This is a genomic window from Bacillus sp. FSL E2-8887, from assembly GCF_038007205.1.
Lineage (GTDB): Bacteria > Bacillota > Bacilli > Bacillales > Bacillaceae_G > Bacillus_A > Bacillus_A mycoides.
Genome location: NZ_JBBOWS010000001.1, coordinates 3,704,244 through 3,724,531 on the forward strand (window position 1 = coordinate 3,704,244; position 20,288 = coordinate 3,724,531).

23 protein-coding genes are annotated in these 20,288 nt (G+C 35.3%); 7 read left to right on the top strand and 16 right to left on the bottom strand.

The annotated features are described in order from the left end of the window. Positions 1–183 precede the first annotated feature (183 nt). Entirely contained in the window at positions 184–459 is a 276-nt protein-coding gene (locus NSQ08_RS18820) for a hypothetical protein (RefSeq protein WP_002033923.1), read from the top strand. Between the two features lie 111 nt (positions 460–570). Here NSQ08_RS18820 and NSQ08_RS18825 read toward each other — a convergent pair whose 3' ends face one another. From NSQ08_RS18825 to NSQ08_RS18840, 4 genes are all read right to left on the bottom strand, one after another. Continuing rightward, positions 571–903 carry a DUF3909 family protein gene (locus NSQ08_RS18825; protein ID WP_002014892.1) on the bottom strand — a complete coding sequence of 111 codons (333 nt, stop codon included), beginning with the start codon at positions 901–903 and terminating at the stop codon, positions 571–573. A gap of 5 nt (positions 904–908) precedes the next feature. Beyond that, positions 909–1,787, bottom strand: a complete 879-nt coding sequence (locus tag NSQ08_RS18830; protein WP_002033921.1) for an NAD(P)-dependent oxidoreductase — start codon at positions 1,785–1,787, stop codon at positions 909–911. 4 nt (positions 1,788–1,791) lie between these two features. After that, positions 1,792–2,922 carry a serine hydrolase domain-containing protein gene (locus NSQ08_RS18835; protein ID WP_340777911.1) on the bottom strand — a complete coding sequence of 377 codons (1,131 nt, stop codon included), beginning with the start codon at positions 2,920–2,922 and terminating at the stop codon, positions 1,792–1,794. Between the two features lie 149 nt (positions 2,923–3,071). Further along, positions 3,072–4,364, bottom strand: coding sequence for a GGDEF domain-containing protein (locus tag NSQ08_RS18840; protein ID WP_002128934.1), 1,293 nt, complete (start codon positions 4,362–4,364; stop codon positions 3,072–3,074). Between the two features lie 310 nt (positions 4,365–4,674). Between NSQ08_RS18840 and NSQ08_RS18845 the strand changes: the two genes are divergently transcribed. The 3 genes from NSQ08_RS18845 (at position 4,675) to NSQ08_RS18855 (ending at position 6,319) form a co-directional block, all read left to right on the top strand. Continuing rightward, complete coding sequence (locus NSQ08_RS18845; protein WP_002033918.1) at positions 4,675–5,292, top strand: nitroreductase family protein; 618 nt, start codon at positions 4,675–4,677, stop codon at positions 5,290–5,292. 234 nt (positions 5,293–5,526) lie between these two features. Beyond that, positions 5,527–5,745: a hypothetical protein gene (locus NSQ08_RS18850; RefSeq protein WP_002088422.1), complete on the top strand. Its 219-nt coding sequence runs from the start codon at positions 5,527–5,529 to the stop codon at positions 5,743–5,745. A 196-nt stretch (positions 5,746–5,941) separates the two neighbouring features. Beyond that, positions 5,942–6,319 carry a DUF3915 domain-containing protein gene (locus NSQ08_RS18855; protein ID WP_340777917.1) on the top strand — a complete coding sequence of 126 codons (378 nt, stop codon included), beginning with the start codon at positions 5,942–5,944 and terminating at the stop codon, positions 6,317–6,319. A 96-nt stretch (positions 6,320–6,415) separates the two neighbouring features. Here NSQ08_RS18855 and ptsP read toward each other — a convergent pair whose 3' ends face one another. The 4 genes from ptsP to glcT form a co-directional block, all read right to left on the bottom strand. Beyond that, positions 6,416–8,128: a phosphoenolpyruvate--protein phosphotransferase gene (gene ptsP, locus NSQ08_RS18860; protein ID WP_002128938.1), complete on the bottom strand. Its 1,713-nt coding sequence runs from the start codon at positions 8,126–8,128 to the stop codon at positions 6,416–6,418. Beyond that, positions 8,128–8,391 carry a phosphocarrier protein HPr gene (ptsH, locus tag NSQ08_RS18865; protein WP_002033915.1) on the bottom strand — a complete coding sequence of 88 codons (264 nt, stop codon included), beginning with the start codon at positions 8,389–8,391 and terminating at the stop codon, positions 8,128–8,130. The genes ptsP and ptsH overlap by 1 nt, the downstream gene beginning before the upstream one ends. Before the next feature lie 135 nt (positions 8,392–8,526). After that, complete coding sequence (gene ptsG / locus NSQ08_RS18870; RefSeq protein ID WP_002014901.1) at positions 8,527–10,590, bottom strand: PTS glucose transporter subunit IIABC; 2,064 nt, start codon at positions 10,588–10,590, stop codon at positions 8,527–8,529. Between the two features lie 340 nt (positions 10,591–10,930). Then, positions 10,931–11,779: a glucose PTS transporter transcription antiterminator GlcT gene (glcT, locus tag NSQ08_RS18875; protein WP_002143016.1), complete on the bottom strand. Its 849-nt coding sequence runs from the start codon at positions 11,777–11,779 to the stop codon at positions 10,931–10,933. A gap of 165 nt (positions 11,780–11,944) precedes the next feature. On the opposite strand from glcT, the gene NSQ08_RS18880 reads away from it, so the two are divergent. Continuing rightward, complete coding sequence (locus NSQ08_RS18880) at positions 11,945–12,751, top strand: HAD family hydrolase (protein ID WP_340777924.1); 807 nt, start codon at positions 11,945–11,947, stop codon at positions 12,749–12,751. Positions 12,752–12,824: 73 nt separating this feature from the next. On the opposite strand, the gene phnF is transcribed toward NSQ08_RS18880, so the two are convergent. The 6 genes from phnF to NSQ08_RS18910 form a co-directional block, all read right to left on the bottom strand. Next, a complete protein-coding gene (gene phnF, locus NSQ08_RS18885; RefSeq protein WP_012261644.1) occupies positions 12,825–13,556 on the bottom strand; it encodes a phosphonate metabolism transcriptional regulator PhnF in 732 nt (243 codons plus the stop codon). After that, positions 13,486–14,274 (bottom strand): glucosamine-6-phosphate deaminase, encoded by a 789-nt coding sequence (gene nagB / locus NSQ08_RS18890; protein WP_002033913.1) that lies wholly within the window; start codon positions 14,272–14,274, stop codon positions 13,486–13,488. The genes phnF and nagB overlap by 71 nt, the downstream gene beginning before the upstream one ends. A gap of 4 nt (positions 14,275–14,278) precedes the next feature. Further along, positions 14,279–15,421: an N-acetylglucosamine-6-phosphate deacetylase gene (nagA, locus tag NSQ08_RS18895; protein WP_002088433.1), complete on the bottom strand. Its 1,143-nt coding sequence runs from the start codon at positions 15,419–15,421 to the stop codon at positions 14,279–14,281. A gap of 206 nt (positions 15,422–15,627) precedes the next feature. Continuing rightward, the gene (locus NSQ08_RS18900; protein ID WP_002143023.1) at positions 15,628–16,530 is read right to left on the bottom strand and encodes a ComEC/Rec2 family competence protein; all 903 of its coding nucleotides are present in this window, start codon (positions 16,528–16,530) and stop codon (positions 15,628–15,630) included. 78 nt (positions 16,531–16,608) lie between these two features. Then, positions 16,609–17,181 (bottom strand): SMC-Scp complex subunit ScpB, encoded by a 573-nt coding sequence (gene scpB, locus NSQ08_RS18905; RefSeq protein ID WP_012261645.1) that lies wholly within the window; start codon positions 17,179–17,181, stop codon positions 16,609–16,611. A 156-nt stretch (positions 17,182–17,337) separates the two neighbouring features. Beyond that, positions 17,338–18,081: a segregation/condensation protein A gene (locus tag NSQ08_RS18910; RefSeq protein WP_002143025.1), complete on the bottom strand. Its 744-nt coding sequence runs from the start codon at positions 18,079–18,081 to the stop codon at positions 17,338–17,340. A gap of 169 nt (positions 18,082–18,250) precedes the next feature. On the opposite strand from NSQ08_RS18910, the gene NSQ08_RS18915 reads away from it, so the two are divergent. Together NSQ08_RS18915 and NSQ08_RS18920 are read left to right on the top strand one after the other, a co-directional pair. Beyond that, positions 18,251–18,346 (top strand): YjcZ family sporulation protein, encoded by a 96-nt coding sequence (locus NSQ08_RS18915; RefSeq protein ID WP_000510194.1) that lies wholly within the window; start codon positions 18,251–18,253, stop codon positions 18,344–18,346. A gap of 100 nt (positions 18,347–18,446) precedes the next feature. Then, positions 18,447–18,965: a DUF309 domain-containing protein gene (locus NSQ08_RS18920; RefSeq protein ID WP_159147036.1), complete on the top strand. Its 519-nt coding sequence runs from the start codon at positions 18,447–18,449 to the stop codon at positions 18,963–18,965. Positions 18,966–18,985: 20 nt separating this feature from the next. On the opposite strand, the gene ribT is transcribed toward NSQ08_RS18920, so the two are convergent. Both ribT and NSQ08_RS18930 read right to left on the bottom strand, forming a co-directional pair. Beyond that, positions 18,986–19,354, bottom strand: coding sequence for a GNAT family N-acetyltransferase RibT (gene ribT / locus NSQ08_RS18925; protein WP_000908403.1), 369 nt, complete (start codon positions 19,352–19,354; stop codon positions 18,986–18,988). A gap of 485 nt (positions 19,355–19,839) precedes the next feature. Then, on the bottom strand, positions 19,840–20,277 hold the full coding sequence (locus NSQ08_RS18930) for a peptidylprolyl isomerase (protein ID WP_000853785.1): 438 nt from the start codon (positions 20,275–20,277) through the stop codon (positions 19,840–19,842). Positions 20,278–20,288: the final 11 nt, after the last annotated feature.

The following is a 20,288-nucleotide window of genomic DNA, read 5'->3' on the forward strand; positions in this document are numbered from 1 at the left end:
GTCCCTTTCGTTTGTTCAAATCAAATATCTCGAATCACAATTCCACTTTATCAAGTACATTCCGGAATATTTTTTGAACATTTATTGAACTTTTTTTGAATCTTTTCTGAAAATTCCGTTTTATGTATGATATACTACAACTAATAAGAAGGAAAAGAATATTGCAAACAGAGGGGGATAATCATGAGTTTACTTATCGCACTTATACTAGGAGTTACATGCGGAGCTATTCCTGTCATTTTAGGAGCTATTATGGAAGAATTAGAAGTTGGTGTTTTAGGTTTTGCTGCATCATGTGTAAGCGCTTTATTTTTTGGTTTATATGGTGCTATTCCTGTTTCTATTCTGTGCGCATTTTATATACTACGCCATGCTCGCGCAAAACAGCTCGGCCCTAATCACATCGCCCAAGTTATTCCATTCCCAATTGAACGATGCCGCCGCGCTTCCAGCCTATAAAGTGAAACTTTAATCAGTGGGCGTTTTACTGCACACAAATAGCAGGATAAATTATCCAACTTAAATATTATGCCTGCCTAAATAAATAAAAAGTCCTCAAATGAGGACTTTTTATTTATTTTCTTCTAGAAATTGAAACAATTCTTGCAAATGAAGTGCATCTTCACTGTAGCTAACGGATACATGACATGTCCCTTCAATCTCAGCATGCATATAAAGGACAATTCCATCCCGATCATATTTCAATGCCAAATAAAACTCCATTTCCTCTAACATCTTTTTCGAGCTTCGGATAACATAATGTCCTTTCTCATCTCTTCCATATTCAAAATCTGGTCCAAAATCGTATTTTTGTTTAAAAGCTTCTTTTTGCTTATCATTAATCTGTACACAAGTTGCTCGCTGCACAGCATCAATCATCTCGTCAAACTTTTGGAGATCCATTCCATTTACCCCCTTATATACTTTTTGTATAATACTTGTGTTCCGCTATTCTCTTTTCCATCTGCGATTAGCTCTTCATACAATTCCTTCGCTAGGGTTAAACCCGGTACTGGTAATTGTAATTTTTCAGCTTCATCTAAAGCAATCTTCATATCTTTCATAAAATGCTTTACATAAAAGCCAGGTTCAAAATCTCCTTTTAACATTCGAGGAGCTAAATTACTTAATGACCAGCTACCTGCTGCTCCTGTCGAAATACTCTCTAATACTTTATCTGCATTAAGTCCAGCCTTTTTCGCATATGCTACCGCTTCACATACTCCTATCATGTTAGAAGCAATTGCTATTTGATTGCACATTTTTGTATGTTGTCCACTCCCAGCAGGGCCTTGCAACTGAATATTTGTTCCTAGTTTTTCAAATAGAGGTAAGCAAATATCATATATTCTGTTCTCTCCACCGACCATAATTGCTAGTCTTGCTTCTTTAGCCCCAATGTCCCCGCCAGATACTGGTGCATCTAATGTATATATATTCTTGCTTTTCGCAACTTCATTAATACGTTTTGCCAATGTTGGTGTAGATGTTGTAAAGTCAATTGCTATCGTACCTTCATTTGCATGTTCTAAAATTCCATCAATCCCAAAGTACACTTCTTCTACATCATGAGGATAACCAACCATCGTCATAACAACATCAACTTGCTTTACTAACGCTTTCGGTGTATCACACCAAGTCGCACCCTCTTGCACTAAAGAATCCGCTTTTTCCTTCGTTCTATTATATACATATACTTTATAACCACTTTGCATTAAATGGTTGACCATACTTTTTCCCATTACACCAATACCAATGAAACCTATTGATAAATTTTTATTTTCCATCTTCTCATCCCCTTTGTTCTAATAAATCATTTACCATCTTTCGGAACTCTTTATTAAAATCATCATCCATACTATTTTTCACATTTGAAAATAAAATAACAAAAGTTCCTTTTTCTTTATTAAAATTATTGAAAGTGTTCCAACCAGATAGTACACCATGGTTATGGAAATAATCTGGATATATGTAAAAGCTAAATGCATATTTTCTTTCTTGGGAAGGTGTAAACATCGCTTGTATACTTTGTTCAGAAAGAAGCTTTCCATTTATAATCGCTTCATCTAATTTTTTCATATCCCCTACTGTCGTATACATCTCACCCGATCCATATAGCCAGTCCATCCCTAATTTTTGTGCTAGTACAAGCTCTTGATCTTTCTTCACATACCCCTTCGTGAAGTTTTTATCTCCAGGCACCATATTTCCCATACCTGATTCATGCATCTCGGCCTTTGTAAATATATTTTCTTTTACATAGTCTCCTAAAGGCTTTTTCGTTATATTTTCTATAATATAAGCGAGCACCATATAATTATAATCCGTATACTTCCAACCTGTTCCTGGTGGAAACTCTAATTTTTGACTTCCAATCCAAGTTACTAAATTTATACGTGAAGCTACATTAACCTTCCCTTTCCCATTTTCCGGTAAACCAGATGTATGCGTTAATAAGTGATATAACGTGATGTGTTTATCTGCTGGAAATGAAGGAATGTATTTATTTACATTATCTTGGATATTTAACTTCCCTTGTTCTTGTAACTGTAGAATGGATGTAGCAACAACTGTTTTCGTAATAGAACCGATACGATATTTTGTTTGAGGCGTATTTTCTATTTTATTTTGAACATCAGCATATCCATATCCTTTATTCAATATAACATGCTCTTTATCTGTCACCAAAACTGTCCCATTAAATTGCTTTCCTACTAAATACTGATCTAACTTTTGAGATATACTAGCATAATCAATTTTTTGTACTTCTTCTATATTATCCTGTACCTCTGACTCAATAGCGGGAGTTACCTTTGTTGTTAATACTGCTTGTTCCTTTGGATCGGGACTATAGAGAAAATAGTATACTCCGCCGCAAACTACAGCAGACAGTGAAGCCATAACCATTATTTTTTTTATCATATTGTTCCTCCGTAATTACTTCATGTGAACTACCCACCACTTAGTCTCTCTTGCGAGCTTACTTAAAGTGGGAGCTTCTCGGTTAAAATGGTCCCCCATATTCTATTATCAAGTAATAAAAAAAAATCGCAACAATTTGTTGCGAAAAATCACATTTTTTCTTTTCTATATATACATACTTGATTTTTCCCATTTTTTTTCGCTTCATATAACGCAATATCCGCTCTTTGCATTAACTCTTCTCTTGTAATCCCTTGCTCATATAACGCAACTCCAAAACTCGCTGTTAATTTCGAAATTCCAGAGAAATGCTTTGTTTCAATGAAAAATCGCAATGATTCCGCAACTTGAAACGCTTCTTTTTCTACCGTATTTGTCACTAATATTATAAATTCCTCTCCTCCCCATCTTGCAAATACATGTTGATCTTCAACTTTAGATTTCATAAGATCTGCAAGTTGTACTAATGCTAAATCGCCAAAATCATGACCATATGTGTCATTTACTGATTTGAAATTATCTATATCAAACAAAATAAGTGCAACTTTTTCATCATTACGTAATACATTCTCCCACTCTGTCTCCAATATTTGTTGGAATTTCAAGCGATTATATATTTCTGTCAATGAATCTATCATAGCCAATCTTTCTTGCTCTTGATAGATTTCATCTAATTCTGTAATCTCTGTGCATTTTACTATAAATCGAGATAAGTCTTCTGGTAATGGTGTCGCACGTAATAGAAAAGTAAATGCTTCTCCTTCATAATTGTACATTTTAATTCTTCTTCCATTTGATAAAGTATCATCCAGCCATGTTATATCGTGAGTCGTCGAATAATATCCGTTCTCTCTAATAAGATGTTCTGCAAACACTAAATGTTGTTCACGATACGTAAATAAATTATCATGTCCGAAGAATTGTAAAAAATTCGTATTACAATCAACAATCTCATCATCTTCTACTATAAATAATAAATCATTTTGAAAATCAAACATCGTTTGAAGCAATTCTTGTTGTAAACCTACTTGCCGCACTAAAGAAAGTTGATATAAACTCTTATTCACTTCCTCTAGTACTACTTGTGGGGTTACTGGTGCTATAACAATATTACGTATTCCTAACAGTAGTAAATCTGCAAACTGATTGTCTATCTGTTGATCCCAAATGATAATGAATGTGCTCTGTGAATTATATATATTCTTTATATATTTTATTTGAGCAAAATCTGTTACATACATAATTACAATATGTGGTCTAGTTCTATGAAACAATATTTCTCCTTCTTCAAAACTATTTGCTATAAACATACATTTTGGATGGACGTTTTCTATCGTTTGTTGATGTGTACATCCATCTTCTATATAAAGGACATTCAACTGAAGATCTTGTAATACATTTTGGAAAACAGTATTCTCTAATAAAAAATGTAGTATGTTCATCACTAGTCTTCACTCACTTCATATATCTTGTTTTACTGAATTCCTCACAATCATTTTATAAAGAATTGTGAGGAACTCATATTAACAAGCTAATTGAGAATGTTATCTTCGCTTATCTGCTCTGGAAATTCCTTTTTTAGTTTATGATTATATGAATTGTATCGTTTGTATGAATGCCCTGCCTTACTATTTAAAACTTGACAATTAAAATAAAGGTATTATATTCTTAAATTCAATAACTTACAAAATGTAAGTAGAGTATATTACATTTATTTTATATTAAGTTGATATGTAATTTGGAGGATATATAATGACAAACAACGACTTTTTTAACGTTTTATATGAACGCACATCTACACGTGCATTCAACCCTGAAAAAGAAATTTCATCTACAGAGTTACATGAAATTTTAAAAGCAGCTGCGCAAGCACCTTCTGCTTGGAACTTGCAACACTGGAAATTCCTTGTTTTCCAAGGCGAAGATGTACAAAAACGATTACACCCAATTGCTTATAACCAACAACAAATTCTTGATGCTTCTGCCGTAGTCGCTATTTTAGGTGATTTAGAGGCATATAAAAATGTTGAACCTGTTTACGGTCCAATTGTAGAACAAGGATTTATGAAAGCAGACGCAAAAGAGCGCTTAGCTAAAAATATTGAATCTGCATATACTCGTGAGCAATACCCACGAGATGCTGCCTTTTCAAATGCTGCTTTAGCAGCAATGCAACTTATGCTTGCTGCTAAAGCAACTGGCTGGGATACTTGCGCTATTGGTGGCTTCAATCCACAGGCATTAATGGAAGAATTCAATGTTTCATCTCGTTACGTACCAATTATGCTTATTACAATTGGTGAATCAACTTTAAAAGGTCACCCTGCACCACGCATGAGCGTAGAACAAGTAAGTGAATGGGCGAAATAATAAAAGCGAAGGTAATTTCATTACCTTCGCTTTTTTATATTCTGTCACACATCCGTAATATTACAATGTATTATTCGACATCTATACATAGAGAAATTGTAATTTTTACGCTATCACCATAAACAAATATGGCGTTTTGTGTCGAAATTTGTTAAAGCATTGAAATATAACCGTGTATTTTTGTTACAATTGTGATACAATGATAACAAATAGATAACAAGAGAGGGATTTTCATTGAGTTCATACGGAAGCTTTATCGCACTTTTGAGTTACATAGTAACTGTACTACTGCTATATTTTATTGGCGATGCTGCAAACATATCAGTGTTACAATTCCCTAAAGAAGAAGCGTTACAATTAGAAGCAGAAAAACATACTGCACGATCCATTGCACCACTACTCTTAGCTCTTCCTGTATATATCATCGTTTTATATAAAAGTAAAAAAGTGTAAAGGCTACCTAATTCATTCATTTCGGTGGTCTTTACATTTTTTTGTGACATTTCCCCTATTTTAAACATCATTCCATACTAAATACCCATCTAGTCATTTAAAATGAGAAAATCCCCTAGAAAAATTTCCATTATCTGTCCAGTCACTAACTACCGAACTTACATAGATTATAAGTGTGAAGGGGGTGATGAGGATTATGTTTGGATCATTTGGATGCTGTGATAACTTTAGAGACTGTCATCATCGTGAAAGAGAGTGTGACCATCGCGACCATCGCGATCATCGCGAGAAAGAGAAAGAGGTAAAACCACAACAAACAGCTGTATGTAACGTACTTGCTAGCATTTCAGTTGGAACAGAGCTTTCTCTTTTAAGCATTAGAGGTAACGGAACATTCAACAATGTAATTTTTGAAGGTTTCGCTAACGGCGTTGCTCTTTTCTCTGCTTTAGCTCGTAATAATAACGACAAAGATAACAATAACAATAAAGACGATAAGAACAATCAAAATCGTAATACTTTTACTGGTATTTTACGTGTATGCCCAACTGATATCGTTGCAATCGCTATCTAATTCTGTTCCTTATCCTCTATAGTAAGAAAACAAGATTTACTTTTCTCATAGAAAAAACCTGAGACCGATTTCAAATCGACTCAGGTTTTTTTACTATTATATGCTTTTAACTAATTCAACAACTTCTTCAGCAGTTGACATTGTTAATGCTTTTTCTGCTAATGTTTCCATTTCTGCTTTTGACAACTTGCTTAGTTGTGTTCTTGCAGGAAGGATAGATGTTGCACTCATACTGAACTCATCTAAGCCTAATCCTAATAATAATGGGATAGCAAGTGAATCTCCCGCCATCTCACCACACATACCAGCCCATTTGCCCTCTTTATGAGCAGCATCGATAACCATTTTTACAAGACGTAAAATAGATGGGTTATATGGTTGGTATAAGTAAGCTACTTGTTCGTTCATACGGTCTGCAGCCATTGTGTATTGGATTAAGTCATTTGTTCCAATAGAGAAGAAATCAACTTCTTTTGCGAACTGATCAGCTAATACTGCTGAAGCTGGAATTTCAACCATCATACCAACTTCAATAGAATCAGAAACAGTTGTACCCGCTTCTACAAGTTTTGCTTTCTCTTCTAATAAGATTGCTTTCGCTTGACGGAACTCATCAAGAGTTGCAATCATTGGGAACATAATTTTCAAGTTACCGTATACGCTAGCACGAAGTAATGCACGAAGTTGTGTACGGAACACATCTTGCTCATCAAGACATAAGCGAATTGCACGGTATCCTAAGAATGGGTTCATTTCTTTTGGTAAATGTAAGTATGGAAGTTCTTTATCTCCACCGATGTCAAGTGTACGAACAACGACTGGTTGATCTTCTTTTACACCTTCAAGAACTGCTTTATACGCTTCGAACTGCTCTTCTTCTGTTGGAAGATTGTCACGGCCCATGTATAAGAATTCTGTACGGTATAAACCAACGCCTTCTCCGCCATTATCGATAATACCTTGTACATCATTTGGTGTTCCGATATTAGCAACAAGCTCAACGTGATGTCCATCACTTGTTACAGTTGCTTGGTCTTTTAATTTTGCCCATACAACTTTTTGCTCTTCAAATTTCGCTTTCTTTTCTTCAAAAGAACGAAGAGTTTCTTCAGATGGGTTTACAATTACTTCTCCATCTAAACCGTCAATGATTACGATATCGCCGTTTTGGATTTTCTCCATAACAACTTTCGTACCAACAACAGCTGGAATTTCCATAGAACGAGCCATAATTGCAGAGTGAGATGTACGTCCACCGATATCAGTTGTGAAACCTTTTGCATACTTACGGTTTAACTGAGCTGTATCAGATGGTGTTAAATCTTCAGCAATGATGATTACTTCTTCAGAAATTGTACCAGGGTTTGAGAAGTTAATTCCTAGTAAATGTGCAAGAACACGTTTTGTTACGTCGCGAATATCCGCAGCACGTTCTTTCATGTATTCGTTATCCATGTTTTCAAACATAGAAATAAACATTGATGCAACTTCATCCATTGCAAATTCAGCATTTACTTTTTCGCCATTTACTTTATCTTTTACTGGATTCACTAATTCTGGATCATTTAATACTAATAAATGTGCTTCAAAGATAGCAGCTTTATCAGCACCTAGCTCAGCAAAAGCATGGTCCTTAATAGCTTCTAGTTCAGATTTTGCTTTCTCAAGCGCAGCGTCTAAGCGTGCAATTTCAGCAGCTTCGTCTGTAATTGATTTCTTTTCAATGTTAAATTCAGGATTCTCAAGTCTGAAAGCCTTTGCAATAGCAATCCCACTTGATGCAGCGATCCCTTGAATGTTAAGAGTCATTATTCTCCTAATCCTTCGTTTTTCATAGTTTCTTCGATAGCTGCTAGTGCTTGAGCTGCATCATCACCATTTGCAGTGACCTTAATTTCCGCGCCTTGTTGAATTCCTAAAGACATAACACCCATGATTGATTTTAAGTTAACGTTTTTTCCGTTATACTCTAAGTTGATGTCAGAACCAAATTTGCTTGCAGTGTTTACAAGTAGAGTTGCTGGACGAGCATGAATTCCTGAGTCGCTAGTTACTTTAAAGATTTTTTCCATGATAATTTATCTCCTTCAAATACAGTATTTTTTTAGTTGTATAGACGTGAGTACTACATCATCTATTGTATATAATAGGCGATGTTCGGTCAACCACATCGCCTATTATAATTATAAACATTTTGCGTCAAATTCCTACTGAATGTCAATAATAGCGTTTTCGCCCTTCTTAACATTTCCATCTTTTTTCAATTCGACTTGTTGCCCTTGTTGTAAATTCGTAAAGACGATTGGTGTAATAATAGATGGTGCATTTTCTTTTACAAATGCAAGATCTACTTTTAATAATGGTTGTCCTTGTTTCACTTTATCACCTTGTGCTACAAGCGCTTCAAAGCCTTCACCATTTAATTTTACAGTATCAATACCGAAGTGGATTAAAATTTCTTTTCCGCCTTCAGACTGAATACCAATCGCATGTTTTGTAGGGAATACATTTACAATCTCACCATTAACCGGAGAAACTACTGTTCCTTCTGTTGGCTCAATCGCAAATCCATCTCCCATCATTTTCCCTGAGAATACTTGGTCAGGTACTTCTGTAATCGGTAAGATTTTCCCTTCAATTGGTGAAACGATTGTTTCATTTTCATCAACCTGTTGAGGAGCTTCTTCCACTTTTACAGGCGCTTCTTTTTCAACATGAGGTGTACGACCTGACATAATATCATGAATTTGTGATTTTAATGTGTCAGATTTCGGTCCGAAAATAGCTTGAATGTTATTTCCAACTTCAAGTACACCGGCTGCTCCAAGCTCTTTTAAGCGGTCTTTATTTACATTTTTTTGTTCGTTAACTTGAACGCGTAAACGAGTAATACAAGCATCTAACGAAGCAATGTTTTCTTTACCACCAAGTGCTACTAATACTTCACGTGGAAGTTCTCCTGCTTCTGTTTTCCCTGCGCCTTCATTAGCATTCGCTACTTCACGACCAGGTGTTTTTAAGTTCCATTTACGGATTGCGAAACGGAATCCGAAGTAGTAAATCACTGCTAGTACAAGACCAACAATAATTACCCACCACCATGCCGTACGACCTGGTAGTACACCGAATAATATGAAGTCAATTAAACCACCAGAGAATGTCATACCAATTTTAACACCTAAAATTTGCATTGTCATAAATGATAGACCAGCGAATACTGCATGAATTCCGAATAATACTGGTGCTACGAATAAGAATGAAAATTCAAGTGGTTCTGTAATACCTGTTAAGAAAGATGTTAATGCAGCAGATCCTAAAATACCAGCTGCTAATTTTTTATTTTCCGGACGTGCTTCATGGTACATTGCTAAAGCTGCTGCTGGAAGACCGAACATCATGAACGGATACTTACCAGTTGTAAATGTACCTGCTGTTAATTCTACGCCGTCTTTTAACTGTGCCATAAAGATTTTTTGGTCACCACGGATTAATTCGCCAGCTGCATTTGTATACTGACCGAATTCGAACCAGAACGGTGAATAGAAAATATGATGTAATCCAAATGGAATTAATGAACGTTCGATTAAACCGAATATAAATGCTGCTATCGTTCTATTTGCATCAATCATTTGATGTGAGAACGTATTTAAGCCACCCTGAATGTATGGCCAAATGAAGCACATGATAATACCTACCACTAAAGAGAATGTTGCAGTTGCGATTGGTACGAAACGCTTACCTGCAAAGAAACCTAAGTATGATGGTAATTCAATGTTGAAGTATTTATTATAACAATATGCCGCTACTATCCCGACGATAATACCACCAAACACTCCTGTTTGCAGCGTTGGAATTCCTAATACGTTTGCATATGCTGGATCTGAAAATCCAATTTTTACTGGATCTGTTCCAGTGCTTGTTACTTTCACTAGTTTATCTACTTCTAAGAACACACTCATCGTTTTGTTCATAATTAAGTATCCGACGAACGCTGCTAAACCAGCTACTCCGTCTCCACCAGCTAAACCGATCGCTACCCCAACTGCGAATAATAGCGCAAGGTTAGCGAAAATAATATCGCCAGATTGTTCCATAATTTTTGCAACCATTACGAACCAATCTGCTTTTAAAGCAGGGATAACATTTGTTAGTTGTGGATTTTGAAATGCATTACCAAATCCAAGTAAAATACCTGCTGCCGGTAAAATCGCTACTGGAAGCATAAGCGCTTTTCCGACTTTTTGAAGAACACCAAAGATCTTCTTAAACATGGAAACCCTTCCTCTCTTATCTATATTGATACTTTTCGACAAACGCCAAAAAGGCATGAGGAAAAAAAAGATAGAACGATAGCTATACAAAGGGTAGTATGTCCCTTTCTTTAGCTTACATTCCCAACTTTTCTCCACTCATGCCTGATCGAATCAGTAACACGTGTCAAAAATAGGATTACGTATAAGTTCACTATAATTAAAGCAAACGTTTTCGTTATTTACCTTAATGTGTTTGTCGAATTTTGTATAACTTTGCAATAGTTATTATACATAACTATTGTAAGCGATTCAATCATTTTTTTTAACGTTTTCATTTTAGACAAAAATATATGTCTTTTTACACATGTTCTACTTTCACTAATCGTTGTAAATGCATCGTTAAATAAATACTCTCCGCTTCATATACAGGAAGTTGTAATTCTTTCTGCATTACTTTGACTAGTTTCCACGCCAAATTATAACAAACTGGATATTCCAACTTTAATAAATCAGCAAAACTCTGTGCTTCTTCTACTTTTTCTCCTTTTTTCACCCGCTCAATAGCATATTGTAAATGGCGAATAAGGCGTAAATAATGAATGCTTTCTTGGTCTAATGTAATTTGTAGGCTTGTCTCAATTAAAGACACAAGTTGTGCAATAAGACGAGAATTTTGATTAACAGAAGATAAATCAGAGTTTGTAAGCGAGCTGTAAATGTGAAGTGCGATAAAGCCAACTTCCCCTTCTGGCAATGTAATTTGCAAACGAGAATTTAAAAGTTGCACAACGCCTTCAGCAATTTTATATTCCTCTGGATATAGCATTTTCGTTTCAACTAAAAAAGGATTATCTATTGTAAGTCCTTGTTTCAGCCTTTTAATTGCAAAAGAAATATGATCTGTTAAAGCGATATGAATATGTTCATTTAATGGAGACTCCGCTTTTTCTTGAATATATAACATAATATCATTCATCAATTCAATTAGCTTTTCACTCACATGTGGTACTAAAAGTTTGTATTGTTCTCGATCACGTTCATTTTTTAAAACAAACATTTTCTCAATTTGTTCTTGCTCCAACACATCTTCAGCCTTTTTCCCAAATCCGATTCCTTTACCGATCACTACTACTTCCTCGTGTTCAGGATGGCTAGCAATGATGACATTATTATTTAAAACTTTTTTAATTTCTAGATAATTACTCATATAACACCACCCTCGTACTTAAATAGCCTACTTTTATGTTACAGAACATTCTTCTTTTTCGTCAATATAAAACATCTACCATTTAATAAAAATTCATTTTTTAGACATGTTTGTATATGATGCGTATAATGTAAGGGCAACTGTACATAGAAAGGAGATTGCAACATGATTAAAATGTTTGTAAGTGATATTGATGGAACGATGATGCAACACGGAGGTTTTATCGACGAAAAAGATGTTATCGCTTTACGCAGCTTAGCTGAACAAAATGTAATTCTTTGTTTTGCTTCTGGAAGACTTGATAATGAAATTGCAGACCTAATGAGAGCGGTTAATACAAATTTCCATCGCATTAGTGTAAATGGTGTTTTTGTATATACACATGAAAATAAACAGCTATTATCTGCAACTTTCGATTCCAGCATTCTTCCAGATTTGTTAGCTATGACAAATGAAGACCCTTATTTCCGTTATGTAAGTGATGAACATAACTACTACATTGAAGAAAAAACACCGTTTATTCATGAACTTGAACAACAAGTAACGATGACTTCTGTTGAAGAACCTAATCTATTACAGAAAATTGATGATACAATTTTTCCAAATAAAATTTCTATCGGTGGAACGAAGGAAAGCTTACAACTCCTTCAGAACAAAATTGATGAAAAATTTCACAGAAAAGTTAGCACCTTCATTTCAGCAGAACAATGTTTAGATGTAATGCCACCTAATATTAGTAAAGGTTCTGCTATTTCTATTTTATTAAAAGAATTTCAAATACAACCAGAGGAAATTGCTTGCATAGGGGATTCTTATAATGATATTCCAATGTTCTCTTTAACTCCTCACAGTTTTGCTATGTCTCAAGCAGATGACGCAGTAAAAGAGCACGCTCACTATGTAGTAAATACGGTTAAAGATGCTGTTAACCACGTAATTGCTCATAATAAAAATACGACTCACTCCTTATAAGGATGAGTCGTATTTTTATTTCTTTACATGTTGAAAACATCAAAGTTCACTGTACTTCACAAACTGAAATATATTACTTGTTACGTGCGATGTTCGTAATAAACTTGTAACGATCCCCACGATAAATACATTTCACATACTCTAACGGTAACTCACCTTCTGCATATGACCATTGACGCATTACAAGTACAGGCGCCTTTTTAGGAATATGCAGATGTTCAGCTTCATTATCCGTTGCAATTGAAGCTTCAATTGATTGAGTAGCGCGAACAAGCTTAAAGCCCAGTTTTTTCTCTAAATGTTCATATAAAGATTGTTGTAATATTTCTTCGTTAATATCTTTCACAAGAGTTGGCGACAAATATGTCGTCTCAAATGCAATCGGTTCGTCATCAGCTAAGCGCGTACGTCTCACTTCATAAACCGATTCTCCCTCTTGTATTCTCAGCCGGTCTGCTATTTTAGCAGTAGCTGGAACTAGGCGGAAACTTAATAACTGGCTGCTCGGTTTCATACCACGAGATATCATATCTTCTGTGAATCCCGTCATTCCTTGCAACTTTTGCTCCACTTTCGGAAGTTGGACGAACGTTCCAATCCCACGTTTCCGGTATAAATAACCTTGTTCCACTAAGTTATTAATCGCCTGTCTGATTGTCATACGACTCACTTCGAACTTATCACAAAGTTCATTCTCAGATGGAATTTTATCTCCCGGCTTCCATTCGCCTTCCTCAATTAGCTGTTTCACCCACTCTTGAATCTGATAATAAATCGGAAATGGTGAATACTTGTCGATGTTCATCAGCAATCGCCTCACTGCATAAAGATAGAGCTTCTGGATCTGCGATTACGGTTACATTCGGATGACGTTGTAAAACTGTAGCAGGACACGCCTCACTATATTCACCTTGCAATAATTCTTTAATAGCTTCTGCCTTTTTAGATCCCATAGCAACAAGAAGAATTTGTTTCGCTTTCATAATACTTCCAATTCCCATTGTAATCGCATGAGTCGGCACATCTTCTTCATTTTCAAAGAAGCGAAGGTTTGCTTGGCGTGTAGATTCTGTTAATTCTACAATGTTAGTTGGAGAATTAAATGGTGTTCCTGGCTCATTAAATCCGATGTGACCGTTTTCACCGATTCCAAGAATCTGTAAGTCAACTGGGTTAGCTACTAGAATGCCTTCATAACGCTTGCACTCTTCCTCTAAATCACTTGCCATCCCATTCGGTACATAAGTTTGTTTAAATGGAAGATGATCAAACAACTGTTCTTGCATGAAATAGTGATAGCTGTTTTTATCTTCGTGTGGTAAATTTACGTACTCATCTAAGTTTACAGTGGTTGCATGACTTGTATCAAGTTTATTTTTTCGCATTTCTGCATAAATACCTAATGGAGAGCTTCCTGTAGCCATTCCTAAAGTTGGATTTTCTTTTGATTTTACAACCTCTTTAATTAACTTATAACCTGCTTCTGCTAATTCTTCTGGAGTTTTTACAACTAGAATATTCATCTAATTACTTCCCTTCCTTCATATGAATTCCTAAACGAACCGTATCATATACATGTAATTCTTCAGTCATAACAACAAAGTCTGCATCTTTACCTACCGCTAACGCGCCTTTATTATTTAATCCAAATTCTTCTGCTTGGTTAACTGATGTCATTAACACTGCCTCCTCGATTGAACATCCTGTAAATTCAATTACATTTCGGAAAGCTTGATCCATTTTTAAAATACTACCAGCTAACGTTCCATCTTCTAATCGGGCACTGCCATCTTTTACATGTACTGGCTGTCCGCCAAGCTCATATAATCCTTCTTCAAGACCTTTTGCACGCATTGCATCTGTAATGACACTTACTTTTTTCGGTCCTTTTAATTTATATGCTAATTTCACCATATCAGGGTGAATGTGAATACCATCTGTAATTACTTCAACCATTACATCTGGATTTAATAACACATGACCAACAACTCCTGGTTCACGATGATGTAATCCACGCATTTGATTGTATAAATGTGTTGCATGTGTAATTTTTCTATTTTTCAGTTGTGCATCAATTGCATCTGTATGCCCCATTGTGCCAACAACACCTGTTTCAGCAAGATACTGTTCAAACTCTAACGCACCTTCTTCTTCCGGTGCATATGTTACTAATTTAATTAGATTACCGCTTGCTTCCTGCCATTGTTTAAATTGCTCGATACTCGCAGGAACAATATGTTCAAGCGGTTGTGCACCCGCACGTTTTTTTGAAACATATGGTCCTTCTAAGTGAATATATTCGAAATGTGCTCCTTTGTCTTTAGCTTCCTTCGCAGCACTTAGCGCCGCTTCAATCGCTTCTGGAGCTTGTGTCATTGTTGTTGGGAAGTAAGTTGTAACTCCTTCTTTTAACATTTCTTTACCAAGAGTTACTAATCCATCGCTATTTGCATCCATCGCATCAATATCGTATCCACCATGAATATGAACATCAATCATACCTGGAATCACAATCTTTCCTGCCACATCTAACACAGTTTCATTTTCTTGTGATACATATTGAGCCATCAAACCAATTTCTTTAACTGTTTCTGTGTAACGAATAAATCCGTTTTCCACTACTTCTTTACCTGTATAAATTTCGGCATTGATGACAACTTGCGTTTTCATTTTCATCGACCCTTTCCCATGAAATACCTACTTATTATTATTACCTGATTCGCCTAATTCCATCTTAATATACACACAAGTAGTTGTCTATACATTCTAATGAAATTTCCTCTTCGTTCAGCGAAAAAAGGAAATTGATTTCTTTTTCATTCTAATATATATTATCCATTTTTACCAAAATGGATAATAACCTCTTATATAATTAGTTACTTAAGTAATGGCATAAGACCGCTTGCCCCCATAGTAATATGTTCACCATCTGTTTCTATTTCCACAGTTCGCTTGTTTGTTCCATATATCATTATACCACGCTGTTTTAATCGTCTTACTACACTCTGATGAGGATGCCCATACGGATTTCTACTCCCGTACGAAAGAATAGCGAATTGTGGATCTACTTTTTTTAAGAATGTTTCACTCGTTGAAGTATACGAGCCATGATGCCCAACTTTTAATACATCTGCATGTACATCAAATTGCTTTAATATTTCATTTTCCGTCCGTATATCAGCATCACCCATTAATAAAAAGTCCGCTTTACCATATCGAATCTTTAACACAATTGAGGACTCGTTATTCTCGTCTTTCGATTTACCATTGTTTAATACTTGTATAGAAACATGTGGATCTAACGGTATGTATTGTCCTTCCTTCACTGAAATGAAAGGTATGCCCCTTTTTTTAATATTATTCCGATACGTATGATAAGTAAATGAACTATATGTTTTTCCACTATCTAATACGAGTGAAACCGGCATTTGTTCTACAATTGGAATAAGCCCCCCTATATGGTCCATATCAGGATGAGTACTTACAATCACATCTAAATGATTAATTCCTTTTTCAATTAGTTTTTGAATAATAACCTCTCCCGCTTCATAAGGGCCCCCATCTATTAACATCGTTTGACCATTTGGCAATGTAATAAGTGTCGCATCACCTTGTCCAACTTTTAAAAAACTCACTTTCATTTTACCAAAATGTTGCCGATGCATATGTATAGAAGACGCAGTATGAATAGACATCATATATCTTTTAGCCGATGCGCTGTTTAACGAAAAACATAATAAAACAGAAACCAACAATAGAATACTCCGTACACCTTTCATAACTCGTCTCCTTTTTTCATTTAGTATGGCACGCTCTGTAATTGATATACAAAAAAAGCTTAGCAAAATGCTAAGCTTTTATTTTGATAATTCCTGTAAAGAACCAAAGAATAAATCTGCTTCATTCATTTGTTCATTTTCTTCCGAAAGAGGTGGTAAATCATCTAATGTTTTCAAACCAAACGTATCTAAAAATTCTTTCGTCGTTCCGTATAAAATAGGGCGCCCTGGTCCTTCCGCTCTTCCCGTTTCTTTTATAAGTAAGTGTGAAACTAACGTTTGTAATGCCTTGTCCGTTTTCACACCTCTAATCTCTTCCATTTCTGTCCTTGTAATCGGTTGACGGTACGCAACGATTGCCAACGTTTCAAGAGCTGCTTGAGAAAGTGAAGCCGCGGTTGGAGTATCTATTAATTTTTGATAGTACGAAGCATGTTCTTTCTTTGTTGCAAAACGATACACTTTTGCATATTGTACAATTTGCAAACCGCGATTCGATCCTTCGCATTCTTTTTGCATTTCCTCTATACTGTTTAGTACTTCTTCCACTTCAACTTCCAGAACTTTAGCTATCTGTTCCGGATAAATCCCTTCGTCACCTGCAACAAATAAAAGCCCTTCAATAATCGCTTTTTGTTCTTTTCTATCCATTTTACGAACTCCTTCCTCCTATTTCCCATAAAAAACACACATAAAAAAACCGAATCACAGTAAATGCGTTCGGTTCAATATTTCTTCTCTCGTTCCAAACGATACATTAAAACCTAACATGAGATAAAATATTTCTATCCCATCTTCACATCAACTCTATACGGATTTATTAGAGCTTGATACGAAAATTTCATCAAAATTATGTTCCTGCTCAATTATGATTTGTTGATTTTTCATTAGCTCAAGAACCGCTAAAAATGTTACAACCATTATTTCACGTTCTTCATCAGCAAACAAATCATAAAAGCTTTGACGACCGCCTCTTACTTCTAACTGTTGTAGAATATCAGTCATTCGCTGTGCAATTGGTATTTCTTGGCGAGTAATTCGCGTTGTTACGGGGGTTTTTGCTTTTTTACGACGCATTAGCTTTTGAAATGCCGCTAACATATCATATAACGTAACATCAAGAGGTAAGCTTGTCTCCTCTTCTTGTTGAAATGATGTAAAATCAATTGGCGGACGTGTATATAGCTGTGCTCTTTCTTGTTCTCTTTCTTTTAACTCAGTAGCAACTTGCTTATATTTCTTATATTCAATTAACCTCTCCATCAATTCTTGACGAGGATCATCTATAAAGTCTTCACCGTTATCAGGTACATCTTCTTCTTGTTTCGGTAACAACATTTTACTTTTAATTTGTAATAACGTTGCAGCCATTACTAAATACTCACTGGCAACATCTAATTGTAATTCTTTCATCGTATGGACATAAGATAGATATTGCTCTGTAATTTTCGCTACAGGAATATTATATATATCAATTTCGTAACGATTTATTAAGTGTAACAATAGATCTAAAGGCCCTTCAAAAGCCTCTACTTTAAAATTATACTGCACAAAGCATCCCACCACATTTTTTCTATAACACCATAAGTATAGAGCATACTCATGTTCTATCCAACCTTTTTAAGAAATTTAATTAAAAATAGACCTATGCCCATGTCATAATGCCCACCGCTTCATATGATAACAATGTAGTAAGAACAATGTAGGAGGTCAAAAAACTATGGGTCACGTTGATTGCGGTTTTAGCGGTGGATTCGCATTACTAGTTGTACTGTTCATTTTACTAATCATTGTAGGAGCAGCTTGCTTCTGCTAATATGAAGCAATAAAGCGACTAGGGATATTTTCCCTAGTCGCTTATTGTTAATATTTCTATGATACACTGTACATATAACCGTTAGACAGGAGCGAAAAAAATGTATCCTACCGAGTACATACAATTTTTAATTCATTTTCACGGAGACTATGATTATTTTGAATGTCATGAAATATTAGAAGAATATTGGAAATTAAAGCCTAGAGGAGAACGTGACAATTACTTAGTCGGCCTCATTCAAATTGCTGTTTCCTCATACCATCATAGACGATCCAATTGGAATGGTGCAGAGAAGATGATAAAAAGCGCAATAACAATTTTAGAAAAGAGCAGCGCGCAATTACATAAATTCGGAATAGATCATAAACAACTTACATTCTTATTAAATGAAAGATTACAATCTATCCACAAAAAGGAAAATTTCGCCCCGTTATTTTTACCATTATTAGACGTATCGTTAGAAAAACAATGCATACAGTTATGTAAGAAACAAAACCTCTCTTGGAAAGATGCGAACGTCATTCCTGGTGAATACATCATAAATAAGCACACATTGCGTGATCGAACAGACGTCATTTCTGAACGACACGAACAACTACAAAAAAGAAAGCAGAGATAATAAACTACTTATCCCTGCTTTCATGAATGTATATTTTGTTCAAGCTCTTTACACTTTTTGCAAAAACTTGCTGTTTGCTCATTTCCGCAAATTGTAAACTCAAGAAATTTACTCTTAAGCTCTTGAACCATCTTCGTCCCAATCCCCATATGACGGTGAGACGGATTCACGCTCAAATGCTGAATTTCCAATACCTGATCTTCTTTTTTTATAATCCCCATTATCCCAACAAAATCTTCATTTTGTTTCCACAAATACAATTGCCAATCCTCTTTCGCCTCATACTCTTTCATTGTCAATTGTAATGTTTTCACATCTTTTTCAGTTGGCATAAATGAAAGAAGCCCCATTGCAATTTTTTCATAACTTTTTTTAAAACGAATTAACATAACCCTTATCCCTTCTTACAAAAGTTACAAACTATTTATCCCCTCAATCACTCTTTTCATATCACATTCATTCTACAATATTTTTACCAGAGTGAGAAGGGGCTGAAACAACTTGATAATCATACAAAGCGTTAAGAAGAAAGTCAAATATATGTTTCCACGCTATTTCTTTCTATTACACCGCTCAAAAAAGAGACAATACTATATAGGAACTAAAAGAAAAATCCCTTTCTCATCACATTTCACTTATTAACCACTTTTGAACAAAGTAGTTCTACTAAAAGCAATATGTTAAGAGAAATACATTTATTGAAGCATATAATTCGTACTCCATCCTATGTATTTTGTTAAAAGTTTGTTCTCATGAACAATATAATTTAACGTTAGTAGCCGTCCTATTTGTGTCATATACTTTAAAATATATACCAATCCCTGTTTATAGGAAATAAAAAAAGAGAGCAAAATCGCTCTCCTTTTCTCGTAACTTATTCTTCCCAAACTTTAACTTCTTTCATTACATCGCCTTGACGCATGTTTAATACTGTTTCAATACCGCTTGTTGCTTTACCGAATACAGTATGTACGCCATCTAAATGCGGTTGTGGCTCATGAACAACAAAGAATTGGCTACCACCTGTATTACGGCCAGCATGTGCCATAGAAAGTGAGCCAACAAGATGTCTATGAGGATTTCCATCAGTTTCACATGGGATAGAGTAACCTGGGCCACCTGCTCCTGTGCCTGTTGGGTCTCCACCTTGGCTTACGAAGCCAGGAATAACGCGGTGGAATGTCACACCATCATAAAATCCTTGCTCTGCTAATTTTTTAAAGTTTTCTACTGTTTTTGGTGCCTCTTCTGGGAAAAATTCTAAATCGATTTTTTCGCCATTTTCCATTAATATGTATCCTAAAGTTTTCATATGTATATGTC

Coding starts and splice junctions, on each gene's coding strand:
- NSQ08_RS18930 (WP_000853785.1), bottom strand. CDS start 20,277: ATGAAAACTTTAGGATACATATTAATGGAAAATGGCGAAAAAATCGAT.
- NSQ08_RS18920 (WP_159147036.1), top strand. CDS start 18,447: ATGTATCCTACCGAGTACATACAATTTTTAATTCATTTTCACGGAGAC.
- NSQ08_RS18855 (WP_340777917.1), top strand. CDS start 5,942: ATGTTTGGATCATTTGGATGCTGTGATAACTTTAGAGACTGTCATCAT.
- NSQ08_RS18825 (WP_002014892.1), bottom strand. CDS start 903: ATGGATCTCCAAAAGTTTGACGAGATGATTGATGCTGTGCAGCGAGCA.
- nagA (WP_002088433.1), bottom strand. CDS start 15,421: ATGAAAACGCAAGTTGTCATCAATGCCGAAATTTATACAGGTAAAGAA.
- ptsH (WP_002033915.1), bottom strand. CDS start 8,391: ATGGAAAAAATCTTTAAAGTAACTAGCGACTCAGGAATTCATGCTCGT.
- ptsG (WP_002014901.1), bottom strand. CDS start 10,590: ATGTTTAAGAAGATCTTTGGTGTTCTTCAAAAAGTCGGAAAAGCGCTT.
- ribT (WP_000908403.1), bottom strand. CDS start 19,354: ATGTTAATTCGTTTTAAAAAAAGTTATGAAAAAATTGCAATGGGGCTT.
- NSQ08_RS18880 (WP_340777924.1), top strand. CDS start 11,945: ATGATTAAAATGTTTGTAAGTGATATTGATGGAACGATGATGCAACAC.
- NSQ08_RS18845 (WP_002033918.1), top strand. CDS start 4,675: ATGACAAACAACGACTTTTTTAACGTTTTATATGAACGCACATCTACA.
- NSQ08_RS18820 (WP_002033923.1), top strand. CDS start 184: ATGAGTTTACTTATCGCACTTATACTAGGAGTTACATGCGGAGCTATT.
- glcT (WP_002143016.1), bottom strand. CDS start 11,779: ATGAGTAATTATCTAGAAATTAAAAAAGTTTTAAATAATAATGTCATC.
- NSQ08_RS18830 (WP_002033921.1), bottom strand. CDS start 1,787: ATGGAAAATAAAAATTTATCAATAGGTTTCATTGGTATTGGTGTAATG.
- scpB (WP_012261645.1), bottom strand. CDS start 17,181: ATGGATAGAAAAGAACAAAAAGCGATTATTGAAGGGCTTTTATTTGTT.
- NSQ08_RS18840 (WP_002128934.1), bottom strand. CDS start 4,364: ATGAACATACTACATTTTTTATTAGAGAATACTGTTTTCCAAAATGTA.
- NSQ08_RS18835 (WP_340777911.1), bottom strand. CDS start 2,922: ATGATAAAAAAAATAATGGTTATGGCTTCACTGTCTGCTGTAGTTTGC.
- phnF (WP_012261644.1), bottom strand. CDS start 13,556: ATGAACATCGACAAGTATTCACCATTTCCGATTTATTATCAGATTCAA.
- NSQ08_RS18915 (WP_000510194.1), top strand. CDS start 18,251: ATGGGTCACGTTGATTGCGGTTTTAGCGGTGGATTCGCATTACTAGTT.
- ptsP (WP_002128938.1), bottom strand. CDS start 8,128: ATGACTCTTAACATTCAAGGGATCGCTGCATCAAGTGGGATTGCTATT.
- nagB (WP_002033913.1), bottom strand. CDS start 14,274: ATGAATATTCTAGTTGTAAAAACTCCAGAAGAATTAGCAGAAGCAGGT.
- NSQ08_RS18900 (WP_002143023.1), bottom strand. CDS start 16,530: ATGAAAGGTGTACGGAGTATTCTATTGTTGGTTTCTGTTTTATTATGT.